This window comes from Halomonas sp. AOP30-A1-24 (genome assembly GCF_052378165.1).
GTDB lineage: Bacteria > Pseudomonadota > Gammaproteobacteria > Pseudomonadales > Halomonadaceae > Vreelandella > Vreelandella citrativorans.
Window position 1 is genome coordinate 39,882 of record NZ_JBQSXL010000001.1, and the last position, 13,178, is coordinate 53,059.

Annotated in this window: 13 protein-coding genes; 9 read left to right on the plus strand and 4 right to left on the minus strand. The window is 59.0% G+C overall.

The features are described from left to right. Positions 1-18 precede the first annotated feature (18 nt). From ACT3TJ_RS00220 to ACT3TJ_RS00260, 9 genes are all read left to right on the plus strand, one after another. Complete coding sequence (locus ACT3TJ_RS00220; protein ID WP_193056553.1) at positions 19-1,281, plus strand: NAD(P)/FAD-dependent oxidoreductase; 1,263 nt, start codon at positions 19-21, stop codon at positions 1,279-1,281. Continuing rightward, positions 1,278-1,847 carry a DUF3261 domain-containing protein gene (locus tag ACT3TJ_RS00225; RefSeq protein WP_193056554.1) on the plus strand — a complete coding sequence of 190 codons (570 nt, stop codon included), beginning with the start codon at positions 1,278-1,280 and terminating at the stop codon, positions 1,845-1,847. Before ACT3TJ_RS00220 ends, ACT3TJ_RS00225 begins: the two co-directional genes overlap by 4 nt. Before the next feature lie 11 nt (positions 1,848-1,858). Continuing rightward, a complete protein-coding gene (locus ACT3TJ_RS00230) occupies positions 1,859-3,025 on the plus strand; it encodes a beta-ketoacyl-ACP synthase (protein WP_193056555.1) in 1,167 nt (388 codons plus the stop codon). Continuing rightward, on the plus strand, positions 3,018-3,512 hold the full coding sequence (locus ACT3TJ_RS00235) for an ApeP family dehydratase (protein WP_193056556.1): 495 nt from the start codon (positions 3,018-3,020) through the stop codon (positions 3,510-3,512). The genes ACT3TJ_RS00230 and ACT3TJ_RS00235 overlap by 8 nt, the downstream gene beginning before the upstream one ends. Next, the gene (gene fabG / locus ACT3TJ_RS00240) at positions 3,509-4,234 is read left to right on the plus strand and encodes a 3-oxoacyl-ACP reductase FabG (RefSeq protein ID WP_193056557.1); all 726 of its coding nucleotides are present in this window, start codon (positions 3,509-3,511) and stop codon (positions 4,232-4,234) included. Before ACT3TJ_RS00235 ends, fabG begins: the two co-directional genes overlap by 4 nt. After that, a complete protein-coding gene (locus ACT3TJ_RS00245) occupies positions 4,234-5,493 on the plus strand; it encodes a beta-ketoacyl-ACP synthase (protein ID WP_193056558.1) in 1,260 nt (419 codons plus the stop codon). Before fabG ends, ACT3TJ_RS00245 begins: the two co-directional genes overlap by 1 nt. Before the next feature lie 72 nt (positions 5,494-5,565). After that, a complete protein-coding gene (locus ACT3TJ_RS00250) occupies positions 5,566-6,012 on the plus strand; it encodes an excinuclease ATPase subunit (protein WP_226912060.1) in 447 nt (148 codons plus the stop codon). After that, positions 6,012-6,602 carry a 4'-phosphopantetheinyl transferase superfamily protein gene (locus ACT3TJ_RS00255; protein WP_193056559.1) on the plus strand — a complete coding sequence of 197 codons (591 nt, stop codon included), beginning with the start codon at positions 6,012-6,014 and terminating at the stop codon, positions 6,600-6,602. Before ACT3TJ_RS00250 ends, ACT3TJ_RS00255 begins: the two co-directional genes overlap by 1 nt. Positions 6,603-6,752: 150 nt before the next feature. Next, positions 6,753-7,892, plus strand: coding sequence for an MFS transporter (locus tag ACT3TJ_RS00260; protein ID WP_226912069.1), 1,140 nt, complete (start codon positions 6,753-6,755; stop codon positions 7,890-7,892). Between the two features lie 32 nt (positions 7,893-7,924). Here ACT3TJ_RS00260 and ACT3TJ_RS00265 read toward each other — a convergent pair whose 3' ends face one another. From ACT3TJ_RS00265 to ACT3TJ_RS00280, 4 genes are read right to left on the minus strand one after another with little or no spacing between them, the layout of a single operon-like run. Further along, the gene (locus ACT3TJ_RS00265; RefSeq protein ID WP_193053597.1) at positions 7,925-8,704 is read right to left on the minus strand and encodes a sulfite exporter TauE/SafE family protein; all 780 of its coding nucleotides are present in this window, start codon (positions 8,702-8,704) and stop codon (positions 7,925-7,927) included. Between the two features lie 31 nt (positions 8,705-8,735). Further along, the gene (locus ACT3TJ_RS00270; RefSeq protein WP_193053598.1) at positions 8,736-11,048 is read right to left on the minus strand and encodes an ATP-dependent DNA helicase; all 2,313 of its coding nucleotides are present in this window, start codon (positions 11,046-11,048) and stop codon (positions 8,736-8,738) included. Beyond that, positions 11,045-12,739, minus strand: a complete 1,695-nt coding sequence (locus tag ACT3TJ_RS00275; protein ID WP_193053599.1) for a VRR-NUC domain-containing protein — start codon at positions 12,737-12,739, stop codon at positions 11,045-11,047. The genes ACT3TJ_RS00270 and ACT3TJ_RS00275 overlap by 4 nt, the downstream gene beginning before the upstream one ends. Before the next feature lie 44 nt (positions 12,740-12,783). After that, positions 12,784-13,149: a hypothetical protein gene (locus ACT3TJ_RS00280; RefSeq protein WP_193053600.1), complete on the minus strand. Its 366-nt coding sequence runs from the start codon at positions 13,147-13,149 to the stop codon at positions 12,784-12,786. Positions 13,150-13,178 lie beyond the last annotated feature (29 nt).

Here is a 13,178-nt window from a genome sequence, read left to right on the forward strand (position 1 = left end):
ATAGAAACAACGCAACACATGAATATCCAAGATACCACCGATGTCGCCATCATCGGCGCCGGGCCTTCCGGAGCGGCTGCAGCGGCCTGGCTTGCCCAGCGGGGTCTGGATGTGCGGGTGATTGAGCGCAGCCGCTTTCCGCGCTTCTCCATCGGCGAAAGTTTACTGCCACAGTGCATGGTCCATCTTGAAGCCTGTGGCCTGCTGGATGCCGCCAAGGCAGGCGGATTTCAAACCAAGAACGGGGCGGCCTTCACTTGGCGGGATCGCTATGCGGCCATCGACTTTCGCGACAAGTTCACGCCAGGCCCAGGCACCACGTGGCAGATCGAACGCGCTGACTTCGACCAGCGCTTAATCGAAGGCGCGCGCCAGCTGGGCGCCCAGGTTGAGTTTGATACCCGCGTTGAAGCCTTTGTCGCCGACCCCGAACGCCCCAGCCTTACGTTGGTCGATGCCAACGGTGAGCAGCGCTCGTTACACGCACGCTTTGTGCTCGACGCCAGTGGTTATGGTCGCGTCCTGGCGCGCCTCACCGGCCTTGCCCGCCCCTCGACGCTTGAATCACGCTGCGCGCTGTTTACCCATATTGACGATCACATTGATTGTTCGCGTTACGACCGCGAGAAGATCCTGATCGGTTTGCACCCTGAGCATCCCGGCATCTGGTACTGGCTGATTCCCTTCACGAATGGGCGGGCATCGGTCGGCGTAGTAGGTGATCGGGCAACGCTGGAAGCTGCAGGTATCAATGATGAGGAGCGCCTCTGGCACTTCATACGTGCCGAACCGAGGCTCGCCGAACTACTGGCCAATGCGAACGCCATTCGCGCGGTTAGCCGCTTAGAGGGTTATTCAGCAGATGTCGAGCAACTGCACGGCCCCGGTTTTGCCCTGCTGGGTAACGCGGGTGAATTTCTTGATCCGGTTTTCTCTTCAGGGGTCACCATCGCCCTGGATTCGGCCCTGCGTGCCGCCCCCTTGGTCGAGCGCCAGCTCGCCGGTGAGCACGTCGATTGGAATAGCCTGTTTGAACAGCCCCTACGACGCGGCGTTGCCACCTTCCGTGAATTCGTGGAGGCCTGGTACGATGGCCGCCTACCGCGCATCATCTTCAATGACCAACAGATACCGCGCATACGCACCATGATCAGCTCAGTGCTCGCCGGCTACGCCTGGGATGAAGAAAACCCGTTCGTTGCCGCCAGCCGTCGGCGGTTAGACAGTCTGGCAGAGGCCTGTACCGATATGCGCTGCGATACCGCAGGGAAGGAAAAATGACCACCACGTTGTTTCGCTTCGCATGTCAGGCAGGACTGCTCAGCGCCCTGCTTCTGCTGTTCGGCTGTGCCGGGCGGCCGGTGGCGACCGTACCCAGCCTCGCGACACTACCGGCGATGGAAACGCAGCGGCAGCGCCTGACGTTTGAACATAATGACCAGCGCCATGAGATGATTGGCGTTCTGCGCCACGACGACAAGACGTTGCGCCTGGTCATACTAAGCCCACAAGGCCAGCGCCTGCTGACTCTGATACACGACGATAGCGGCAGCCGCTTTCTACAGGATGCCGCCTTTGAGCCGCCCTTTACCGCTGAGTGGCTGGCCAGCCGTTTGAGCTGGAACCTGTGGCCCGCACCGGCTATTGAACAAGCCTTTGGGTCCAGCGCCTGGTCAATCCAGGAGGATGAGACGGGCCGCACGATGCGCTACCGGCAGCGTATCGTGGCACGGATCAGCGGTAATTCGGCATGCACGTTCATTGACGACGTTGAGGCAGGCTACCGCCTGTATATCATGCCCCTTAGTGACACCGACCAGACAACCGCCCCATGCTTAACCCCTTGATAGCGTCTCAGATGCCTCCTTGTCGCCTCCTGCCACCGGCCCTGGTCTGTTCGATCGGTGACGATCTGGCCACCATAGCCGACGCCCTGTTTACTGGCCGTCGTGGGCTTGAGTATGACGACGTGTTTACCCCCGGGCGGCCTTTACCGTTAGGCCGAGTCACGACCTCCCTGCCCGATGCCCAAGCGCTACCGCCAGCGCACCGTTCGCGCAATAACCAGCTGCTGGCCGCCGCCCTGGAGCAGTTGGCACCGACGCTTGAGGCTTTTCGCAAGCGGCACCCCCAGCCGCGTATCGGCGTGGTGCTCGGCACCAGTACCTCCGGCATCGGCGAAACCGAAACAGCGCTGGCCGAGCGCCAGAGAGATGGCCACTGGCCCGACGACTTTCATTACCAGCGCCATGAAATTGGCGCGCCAGCCCGCTTTGTTGCCGAGTGGCTCGGCCTGGACGGCCCCGCCTACACGCTCTCTACCGCCTGTACGTCGAGTGCGCGCGCCCTGGCAAGCGCCAAACGCCTGCTGGCGAGCGGCGCGTGCGATGCGGTTATCGCCGGTGGGGCTGACAGTCTTTGCGGGTTGACCGTCAACGGGTTTGCCTCGCTTGAGGCGCTTAGCGACCGTCCTTCTCAGCCCTTCTCAGCCGAGCGCGACGGTATCAACCTTGGAGAAGCCGCCGCACTGTTTCTGGTAACGGCAGAAACCGGCGGCATTCAGCTCAGTGGTTACGGTGAAAGCAGCGACGCTTACCATATTTCCGCTCCACGGCCAGATGGCCAGGGGGCCATTCAAGCGATGCAAGCCGCGCTTGCCATGGCACAGCTGCCCGCCACGGCCATTGATTATCTCAATCTGCACGGTACCGCCACGCGCCAGAACGACAGCATGGAAGCCAAGGCAGTCGCAACGCTTTTCGGCAATACGCTACCGTGCAGTTCAACGAAGGCCCTGACCGGGCACACGCTAGGCGCCTGCGGCGCGCTCGAAGCGGCGTTCTGCTGGCTGACGCTCAATGAGGGGCGCCTGCCGCCCCAGGTTCACGATAGTGACGTCGACCCAGAACTTCCGTTACTGAATTACGCCAAGGCGACGACTCATCACGGCCGTCGCGCGATCAGCAATGCCTTCGCGTTCGGGGGTAATAACATCGCCTTGTTGCTGGAACGTTTCAATGAATGATTCACTTATGCCCGCACGGCTTGACCTGCCCTGCGATATCGCGCCGTACGTGCCACACCGCCTGGGCATGTGCCTTCTGGATACGCTACTGGCCGTGGGTGACGAACACCTGCATGCCCGCGTCGTACCTCAACCCGACGACCTGTTTGCCACACCAGACGGCATTCCCGGCTGGGTCGGGTTAGAGTGGCTTGCCCAGGCCGTTGCCGCGTGGGCGGGTGTGCAGTCCGTGACGTCAGGCGATACGCCGAAAATTGGCTTTCTACTCGGCACGCGCCGTTATCAGTGCCAGCAGCCGTTTTTTAACTTCGACCAGCCGATACGCATCGAAGTAGGGCTCGATTTTCGGGCAGATAATGGCCTGGGCGCGTTTCAGGGGCGCTTGCTAGACGCTCAGCAACAGCTGATCGCTAACGCCACACTCAACGTGTTTCAGCCCGATACGCAACAGGCGCTGGAAATGATGCAACAAGGAAAAACTCAATGACGAATACCATCCTGGTTACCGGTTCAAGCCGCGGTATCGGCCAAGCCATCGCCTTACGCTTGGCGCGGGATGGCTTCGATATCGTCGTACATTGCCGTCAGCGTCAGGCAGAGGCAAAAGCCGTCGCAAACCAGATTCGTGATATGGGCCGCAACGCCCGCGTGCTGTGCTTTGATGTTGCCGACAGGGCCGCGGCGCAGCAGGCGCTGGACGCCGATATCGAAGCGCATGGCGCCTACTACGGTGTTGTTTGCAATGCGGGCATTACCGCCGACGCCGCCTTCCCCGCGCTCTCTGATGAGGATTGGGACAGCGTGATCCACACCAATCTCGACGGTTTCTATAACGTTGTGAAGCCCCTCGTCATGCCGATGATTCGCCGCCGGGCGCCCGGCCGCATCGTCGTGATGTCCTCGGTTTCAGGCATGATGGGCAACCGTGGCCAGGTCAACTACAGCGCTGCCAAGGCCGGGCTGATCGGTGCCATGAAAGCCTTGGCCGTGGAACTGGCGAAACGCCGCATTACGGTCAACTGCGTTGCCCCAGGCTTGATCGACACCGACATGACCGACGACCTGGTTACCGAGGAAGCGCTCAAGTTAATTCCCATGCAACGCACCGGTACCAGCGAAGAAGTCGCAGCCACGGTGGGCTTTTTATGTTCAGCCGATGCTGGCTATATCACTCGGCAAGTATTCGCCGTCAACGGAGGGATGTGCTGATGGCAAGTAATGTACAACGCCAGGGCGGGCTGGGGCGCCGTGTGGTAGTGACCGGCATGGCCGGTTTCTCGCCGATCGGCAACGACTGGCCAAGCATCAAGGCTCGCCTTGAGCGTTTGCAAAACGGCGTTATCCACATGGATGACTGGGAAAGTTATGACGGCCTCAATACGCGCCTTGGGGCGCCCGTGCGCGACGTTACCTTGCCTGCGCATTATCATCGCCGGGCGCTGCGCAGCATGGGCCGCGGCGCGCAGATGGCCACGCGTGCCAGTGAGCTGGCGCTGGAAGATGCAGGCCTGCTGGATACGCCGCTCTTAGGCAGTGGCCAGATGGGGATCGCGTACGGCGCCTCCGCTGGGGAGCCCGACGCCATTGCCGACTTTGGCAACATGTTGATCAATAAGTCGACCGATGGCCTGAACGCCAACTCCTATATTCGCATGATGGCCCACACCGCACCGGTCAATATCGGCGTTTTTCTCGGGGTGCGCGGGCGGATCTATACCACCTCAAGTGCCTGCACGTCTGGCAGCCAAGGCATCGGCTATGCTTACGAAGCCATCCGTTTCGGACGCCAGACCGCCATGATTGCCGGTGGTTGCGAGGAGCTTTCGGCTTCCGAGGCGGCCGTCTTCGATACGCTGTTTGCGACCAGTACGCGCAATGACGCGCCGCACACCTCGCCGCGCCCCTTTGACGCCGAGCGCGACGGTCTGGTGATCGGAGAAGGGGCAGGCACGCTGATCCTTGAGGAACTGGAGCACGCCCAAGCACGGGGAGCCACCATTCACGCAGAGCTTGTGGGCTTTGGTACCAACAGCGATGGCCGCCACGTTACCCAGCCGGATGCCAGCATGATGGAGCAAGCGATTCGCCAGGCACTGGAGGATGCAAATTTGCAGCCCGAGCAGATTGGTTATGTCAGCGCCCACGGCACGGCCACCGAGCGGGGCGATATTGCCGAGAGTCATGCGACACACGCGGTGTTCGGCTCAAACCTGCCCATTAGCGCTTTTAAAAGCTTCACCGGCCACACGCTAGGCGCCTGCGGTGCGCTGGAAGCCTGGGTCGCCATCAAGATGATGCAGGAAGGCTGGTTCCACGGCACCGCCAATCTTGACCGCCTTGATGATGCCTGTGCAGAACTCGACTACTTGAACGGCCCAGGACGGAACATTGACTGTGACTATGTCATGAGCAATAACTTCGCTTTTGGAGGCATCAACACCTCGTTGATCTTCCGCCGCTGGCCCTGATATCGCTTACGACTCAGTGCCACTCACACTACCTGCTCTCAGGTACTTAAACCCAGCAAGAAGGAACGCTAAATGAGCCGAGGAATGATGTTAATGGGGGTGCTACTAGGCGCTCTACTAGTAAGCACGACGAGCCATGCGCGCGACACGACACACATGCTCTCTATTGAGGACGCAATGAACACGCCCGATGCGAGAGCACGGCTTGATTCCAATATTCAATTTATCTTTGGCGACACTCCGCACGGCGAGATTACCGCCGAGCATGGTCCTGCCGTCACAAATAAAAAGACCAATGCCTTCAACAAGTCTGATGTAGAAGCCTGCGAGTGGGTCATGCTCTCGGCGCTTCTTAGCTTGCAAGACCGCGTCAAAGCGGAAGGCGGTAATGCGGTGGTTAACATTGAGAGTTTTTATGACCGTCAGCCGATGTCCTCGACCAGTGAGTATGAGTGCCATGCAGGGGCGCTTATGGCCGGTGTCGCGCTGCGAGGTGACGTTGTCACGCTAGCCGACTAATGACCGCGTATTTAGACATTGTGTTGGCCCAAGCCCCCGCTCACAGCAGCGGGGCTTGTTTATCGGCGCTGGGCAGAGAGCTTCTCTCCAGGCTTGCCGATGCGCGCGGCTACCACTGCCCCGTTAGTGAGTGGTCTCCCAGAGGCAGCGGCGCGCCGTGGCATCCAGCGCTGCCGCTCCCCTGGAAAGCGTGCCTCGCCCACCGCGACAACCGCGTGATTGCCGGTATCGCCACGGTCCCTGTGGGCATTGATATAGAGCATGTTCGCCTGCGACATAAAAAACGCCTACCCGAGCTGGTGGCGTGCCTGCCTGAGGCCGACGTACGCCGCAAGATACATCAGTCCGCTGTACCTCTAGACGCCTTTTACCGCGCATGGACACTCCACGAAGCGCTGTTCAAGCTGGATAGCCTGTCCGGCACTCCTTCAAGCCATGTATTGAGCACCCGTCTTGAGCGGCTAGCCCCTAGGGGCAATGTTCATGCCTGGCAATGGCAGCAGCAAGGCTGGACCATCAGCCTCTGTGCACACGCAAGTTCGCTTGAAATTCGCAGTCTCCCCAACCTCTCTTTTATGCAACTCGACTAACACTCGCCAACGCGGGCCGCCCCCTCCCTTACTTCCTGACGTAAAATAGTAGCTTGCTAACGACAGTGCTATTATCAGTGCCTTTGCCATCTCGATGTTCATCTAGGGAAGCTCACCATCAACCATTTAACCCATACCAAAGCCGTACTGCTGTTTGCCAGCACCATGACGGTGATGTCGGGTGCGATTATTGCGCCTGCTTTGCCGGGTATCAGCCGCCATTTTTCGGATCATCCGCAGGTGTTGATTCAACTGATCCTGACGCTTCCTGCGCTGATGATTACGCTGTTCAGCCCGCTAATGGGCTATCTGGCCGACCGGTTTGGGCGCAAGCCTCTACTCCTGATGATGTTGTCCATTTATGGCCTGGCGGGTGGAGCGGGCTTCTTGATTGATAGCGTGAACCTGTTGTTAGCATCACGGGCGCTGATGGGCATCGCCGTGGCCGGTATTTTAAGTATTAGTACTACGCTAGTTGGCGACTATTTTGATGGCCCCGAGCGAGTGCGTTTTTTGGGTCTGCAAAGTAGCTGCATGGCGCTCGGTGGCGTGGTGTTTATTAATCTGGGTGGGCTACTCTCCGACTGGAGTTGGCGGGGGCCTTTCCTGCTTTACCTAACCGGGGTGTTTCTACTGCCTTATGCCTGGGCGATGCTCAAGGCGCCTAAGCTTCAAAGCAATGCGCAGGCAGGCAGCGTCAACGCGCCAGTCAAGGTCGACTATATGCGCACCGGGATTGCCTATCTGGCGGGCATGCTGAGCATGATGATGTTTTACATGTTTCCGGCGCAACTGCCTTTTTTACTTTCAGAGCAGGGTGAGGTCAGCGGTTTAGCCATCGGCATTGCGCTCTCGACCGCCGCCTTTACCGCCAGCATCGTGTCGTTCTGCTATGGCTACTACAAACCCTTTTTGTCGGTCATGACGATCTATATAGCGGGCTTTGTACTGGCCGCGCTGGGCTTTCTGGTGGTGGGCCTTACGCAGAGTTATGCCATGGCGATTGTCGGCGCGGCCATTTCGGGGCTTGGCCTGGGCGCCTTTATGCCCAACACCACGGCCTGGCTGATGCGTATTACGCCACAGCGAGTGCGTGGCCGCGTGTTTGGTGGCTTTACCGCTACCTTCTTTCTTGGTCAGTTTATCTCGCCCATTGCGGTCGCCCCTGCGGTTACCTGGCTTGAGTCACTGCGCAATGTCTATACCGGCATGGCCGTGCTCTGCTGCGTGTTGGCGGTGATACTGGTGATCCTGAGCAGGACGCTGCTACGCGCCGACAGCACGCTTTAAGCGGTAGCAACGTTTTCATACCAAGCCGATAATCAAGAAGGCGAAAATACCAACCCTATGATGCTGACAAAGATCAGCACCGCGCCCAGCACCCGGAAGAACACGCCTGTATCGGCTTTGATGATATAGCGGTGCGCCCGCTCACCCACCAGGTGCCCGGCATACGCACAGGGCAATAGCCATAGCTGATGGATCAGCTGTAGGTCCACACCGGCAAACACAAACGAGATCATCTTGATCACGACCAGAATGAACCACAGCACGAACATGGTATCGCGCAGCTGCTCCTTGGCGACATGTGAGGCAAACACCGCCACAATCAGCGGCGCACCAATCAGCGACGTACCGCTGACATAGCCGCCCAGGGCCAGCAGCACATAGTCGACGTACCTGTTGTTGCTTTGAAACGGCTTATTGAGCACATAGCCAACAGCGTAGACCAGCACGATGCCGAAAATGATGCTGGTCATGATAGAGGCAGGCAGCGTTAACAGGCCCACCACGCCAACCAGCTTGGGGATGATCATAATTTTCAGGGCCTTGCGTAAATAGGCCCAATCAATATTGCTCTGTGCCGACGCGTTGCCACTCTCTCGCTTTATTTGGCGGTTACCCTGCCAAGCGATCCAGCTGGAGAAGATCAGCAGATGAATGGCGATAATTGGCAGGAAAAGTAGTGGATCGTTAACCACCAAGAGTAGAAACGGCAACGCCAGCACCGCGCCGCCAAACCCCAGGCTGGTTCTGACAAAACCGCTCCAGGCAAAAATCAGCCCGATCAACGCATACTGATACCACAACAAATCCGCCATTCACTTGCGTCCCTGGTTATCACGTTGGTTATCAAAATGATGATCCGCCTACCGCCCACCAGCTGGGTAATAGCGCCTGCACGCGGGTGTGGGCAAAACGATCATCCATTAATACCACAACCCCTTCATCAGAGGGGCTGCGGATCACCCGTCCGGCGGCCTGTACCACCTTGATCATCCCCGGAATGCGGTAGGTGTAGTCATCGCCCTGGCCAAACCGTGCCGTGAGGCGCGCTTTAAGGGCTTCGTTGAAAGCATTAAACGGCGGCAGCCCAAGCGTTGCGATAAACGCACCAATCAGTCGGTCGCCGGGCAGGTCGATACCTTCAGCAAAGGCGCCGCCCAGCACCGCAAAGCCGATGCCCTGCCCACCCGGCGTAAAACGCTGCAAGAACGCTTCGCGCTCGGCTTCACGCATGCCCGGCGTTTGGGCAAATGCAGGGATGTCAGGGTGCTGTTCACAAAACAGCTTAAGCGCGGCATTGAGGTAGGTGAAACTGCTAAAAAATGCTAGATAGTGGCCCGGCGCCTGCTCATACTGCTGGGCCATTTCGGCCACCATCGGCGCAAGCGATGCCTCCCGGTCGCGAAAGCGGGTCGAGATATCCCGGCGAATGCACACTTCAAGCTGGCGGGCCACAAAGGGCGAGCACACTTCGCGCCACACCGTGTGCGCTGGCAGGCCCAGCAAATCACGGTAATAATGGGCAGGCGTTAGGGTGGCTGAGAACAGTACGGCACTATGCGCAGCGTTGAAGCGTGGCGCTAAAAAGTCTGCCGGTATCAGATTACGCAGACCGATTAGCGCCTTCCCTCGGCCTTTTAATGTGAGATCACACAGCGAGTGATCGCCGAAATTCTCCGCCAGGCGGCAAAATGCCAGCGCCTCAAACAGCAGCTCCTGCAGCTCATAAGAGATATCTTCGGGGTGCTCGCCCAGGTGGTTGGTGATCGAGGCGGCAACGTTCTGAAGGGCGCCCACCAGCTTATCGGGTAGCGACTCAAGCAGGTGATAGCCTTCCCGCTCAGCATCATCCGGCTTACTTTCGGCGACATCTTTCACCACGGCCTGCCACTGCCGACCCAGGCTTGCCAATGAGCGGCTCAGGGCTTTCGGGGCGCTACGCTTAACGCGATTAAAACGCTGCTGGTCAAGCTCGGCGCTATACATGCCACGTGCCCGCTCAACCAGGTTGTGCGCTTCATCCACCAATAATCCCACTCGCCAATCATTAGCTTGTGCCAGGCCATGCAGCAGCGCATGGCGATCAAACCAGTGGTTAACGTCGCCCACAATCACATCGGCCCAGCGCGCCAGTTCCTGGCCCAGGTAATAAGGACAAACACTGTGAGTAAGCGCTAACTTGCGCAGCGTTTCGCGGTCCCACCCGCTTTCAGCCACGGCGGCCTGGCGTGCAGCGGGCAGGCGGTCATAGAAGCCCGCCGCTAACGGGCAGGCATCACCATGGCAGGCGGTTCCGGGGTACTCGCAGGCTTTTTCACGGGCAATGAGTTCCAGCACACGCGGCGCGCTGTTATCAGAATGTTCGGCGGATTGTACAGAAGAGCGAAGCTGAGCCAGGGCGTCCAACGCCAAGCGGCGCCCGGGTGTTTTCATGGTCAGAAAAGCAATCCGATCAAGCTGCTGACGAGGCATGGCGGTGAGCATGGGAAACAGCGTGGCCAACGTTTTGCCGATCCCGGTAGGCGCCTGGGCCAGCAGGCAGCGCCCGGTGCTGGCGGCCTTATAAACATCTTCGGCAAGCTCACGCTGGCCGGGGCGAAACGTGGCATAGGGAAAGCTGAGTGTTGTTAACGCTAAATCACGCGCCTTGCGATGCACCGCTTCCTGTTCGGCCCAGGCAATAAAGCGCTCGCACTGGGTGATAAAAAACGCCTCAAGCTCAGATGCTCGCGCTTTCTGGCTAAGCAAAGTCTCTTTTTCAGTGGCGATATCCAGATACACCAACGTCAGCGTAACTTCATCCAGGCCGCGTTCTTTGCATAACAGGGCGCCGTAGATTTTTACCTGCGCCCAGTGCAGCGCGCGCTGGTTGTCGGCCATGCGCTCAAGGCTACCGCGGTAGGTCTTGACCTCCTCCAAACGGTTTTCGGCAGGATCGTACCCATCAGAGCGTCCGGTGACGGCCAGGCTTTTGTAGGTACCGGAAAGCGGCATTTCGGCAATATAGTCATCGCCTCGGCGGCTGGCCACCAGGCGATGCCCGGCCATGCCTTCCTGAGCACTGGGCGAAGGGGTAAAGCGGTGATCCAGGTCACCCTCGCGGGCGGTAAAATCACACAGTGCGCGAACGGCTATCCGATACTCCGCAGCGCTACTCATAACGTACCTAGCGAGTCAGCCAGCCACTGCACGTAACATACTGCAACCGGAATACGATGCTGATGAAAAAATGCCAGCCAGCGGCGCTGGTTATCCTGAAGCCGGTCACCAGGGCCTTTCACTTCAATAAGCCGATAGCGGGGTTCATTCTTCGGTGCGTTGGGTAAAAACTGGATCAAGTCGGGCAACCCTGCCCGGTTAGCTTTAAGGTCTTGTAAAAGCCGTTCAAAACAGGCTTTCAAGTGGGCGGCAGGCAGGCACTCAAGCGCCAGCGCTAAAAGCGTTTCATCCAGCAATGGCCAGTGCACAAAGGGGGACGCCAGGCCGTGTTTTTGCTGCCTGGTTGTGTGAATCGTCTGCCGGTAGCTGCCATCCTCTAGCTGTGCCAGGCACTTATCAAACAAACCACGCCGCCGAGCGACGAAATCTTCACGATAAAGATCCGCAGGCCCGCTATGAAACGGATGAAAAAACGCCCCTGGCAGAGGAGCAAAGATAGCGGGCCAGCAGAGCAGGCCAAACAAGCCGGTGATTAGCATGTTTTCCGCATAGTACACCGGCGCTTCAGGTGTGCCGACGTGCTGCCCAACGGCGCGCTCTACCGGCTGAGGGCCGGGAAGCATTAACTCCCAGCGCGTGTAGGCGGGCTCATGCACCGGCGGCTGCGCCTCCATTTTCAACTTTTTACGCAGCCGAGGCAGCAACCGAGCGAGTGCCTGAGCTTCGGTTTCATTGGGCGTAAGTCGCTGGGCATTCGTTGCCAGCTCAAATGCCTCCTGATACCTCCCCAGCCGCTCCAATACGCGCAGTTGGCGAACGCGGGCTTCGCTGCTACCCGCTTGTGCATAAAGTAAAATGGCCTGCTCGGTTTGGCCACTGCGCTCCGCTTCGCGGCCCATCTGCAACACCACGCGGGCATGCCGAGTCGCTAACCAGGCGTTAGCGGGTTTGGGCGGTAGCTCATGCTGTAGATGTTCAAGTGGCTCGCCCTCTTCAAGACGCTGCCTAAGCCTATGCAAGACGAAGTAAGCATTCACTTCTTCGCGTTTCTGAAAGGCACGCGAGGCGGCGGTGAACGGTACCTTTTCAAACCGCTGAAGCCCAAGCTCCGTCAGCACGAACTCGGCCCAGTCCTGGCGCAGGTTGCCAAAGAACATCAGCCGTAACCGGTCGCACACGTCCATTACGTTAAGGCGCACGATGCTGTCCGACGCTTTTGGCCACCACTCGGTTAACGGTTTTATCTCAGTGAGCTGGGGCGTTAGCGTGGCCTGGAGTACCGCTTTGCCAGCAGACGCGGGCAGCCCCGCATCGCGTATAGGCGTTGCCAAGGCTGAGCGCAGCTCGGCCAAGCGCAGTTGATGAAACAGCTCATTCACACTCAGCGCCGGGGCAGTATCCACCCAACCAAGCGAGGCCAAAGGTGCGAGGGCATCTGCCGTGTCGCCTATTTCCGGGTAGTTGAGTTTGTAAAGCCGGAACAGCTCGCCCTTGCGCATTACCATACGGGTAAGCAACGCCTGGGAAGAGCGCGGCAGCGTATCAAAGCGGCTTATAAAGGTGAGTTCGTCGGTATCTAGAAGGTCAGCGTGGCGCTCACCCACCCACCCCAGCACGAAGCGGAAGTTCGTCAGGTAGTAGAAGGGGTCGTCGAGCGAAGCAGTAACGGAAGTGGCAGAAGCACTGTTCATGCATCCATTGTATCAGCGCGATTTGCCCCGCGTCATGGGCTATTTCAGCCCACGCGGTGCTGCCTTAACACCTCAAGTGCATCATCCACTTCGTCATGGGAAACGCTGGAAGACACGGGGGATTGGCGGGTGGTGCGAGGCTTCGCACTATCACCTACCAGTACGTACCATTCGGCTTCGGTGAGGTAGTGCTGACACCAACGACCCAGGCCGTCGGCGACTACGTCACGGCTCTGCTCGCCACCGCGAAAGCCGTGGGCCAAGTAAAGCAGGTCCTGCCGGGCGGTGCGCGCACGGGCATTGCCGCCATGCACCTTGGAAAGCGGGCAGCGCCGGTCGTAGGCCGCGTTGGTTAACGCATTAAGCCAACGCTCCAATTCATGCCCCTGAATACCGCCGTAAACTGCCACGCCTGCGCTCCCTGCCCGTTAGTGGGGGC

Coding starts and splice junctions, on each gene's coding strand:
- ACT3TJ_RS00225 (WP_193056554.1), top strand. CDS start 1,278: ATGACCACCACGTTGTTTCGCTTCGCATGTCAGGCAGGACTGCTCAGC.
- ACT3TJ_RS00275 (WP_193053599.1), bottom strand. CDS start 12,739: ATGAACAGTGCTTCTGCCACTTCCGTTACTGCTTCGCTCGACGACCCC.
- ACT3TJ_RS00255 (WP_193056559.1), top strand. CDS start 6,012: ATGACCGCGTATTTAGACATTGTGTTGGCCCAAGCCCCCGCTCACAGC.
- ACT3TJ_RS00220 (WP_193056553.1), top strand. CDS start 19: ATGAATATCCAAGATACCACCGATGTCGCCATCATCGGCGCCGGGCCT.
- ACT3TJ_RS00230 (WP_193056555.1), top strand. CDS start 1,859: ATGCCTCCTTGTCGCCTCCTGCCACCGGCCCTGGTCTGTTCGATCGGT.
- fabG (WP_193056557.1), top strand. CDS start 3,509: ATGACGAATACCATCCTGGTTACCGGTTCAAGCCGCGGTATCGGCCAA.
- ACT3TJ_RS00265 (WP_193053597.1), bottom strand. CDS start 8,704: ATGGCGGATTTGTTGTGGTATCAGTATGCGTTGATCGGGCTGATTTTT.
- ACT3TJ_RS00235 (WP_193056556.1), top strand. CDS start 3,018: ATGAATGATTCACTTATGCCCGCACGGCTTGACCTGCCCTGCGATATC.
- ACT3TJ_RS00270 (WP_193053598.1), bottom strand. CDS start 11,048: ATGAGTAGCGCTGCGGAGTATCGGATAGCCGTTCGCGCACTGTGTGAT.
- ACT3TJ_RS00250 (WP_226912060.1), top strand. CDS start 5,566: ATGAGCCGAGGAATGATGTTAATGGGGGTGCTACTAGGCGCTCTACTA.
- ACT3TJ_RS00245 (WP_193056558.1), top strand. CDS start 4,234: ATGGCAAGTAATGTACAACGCCAGGGCGGGCTGGGGCGCCGTGTGGTA.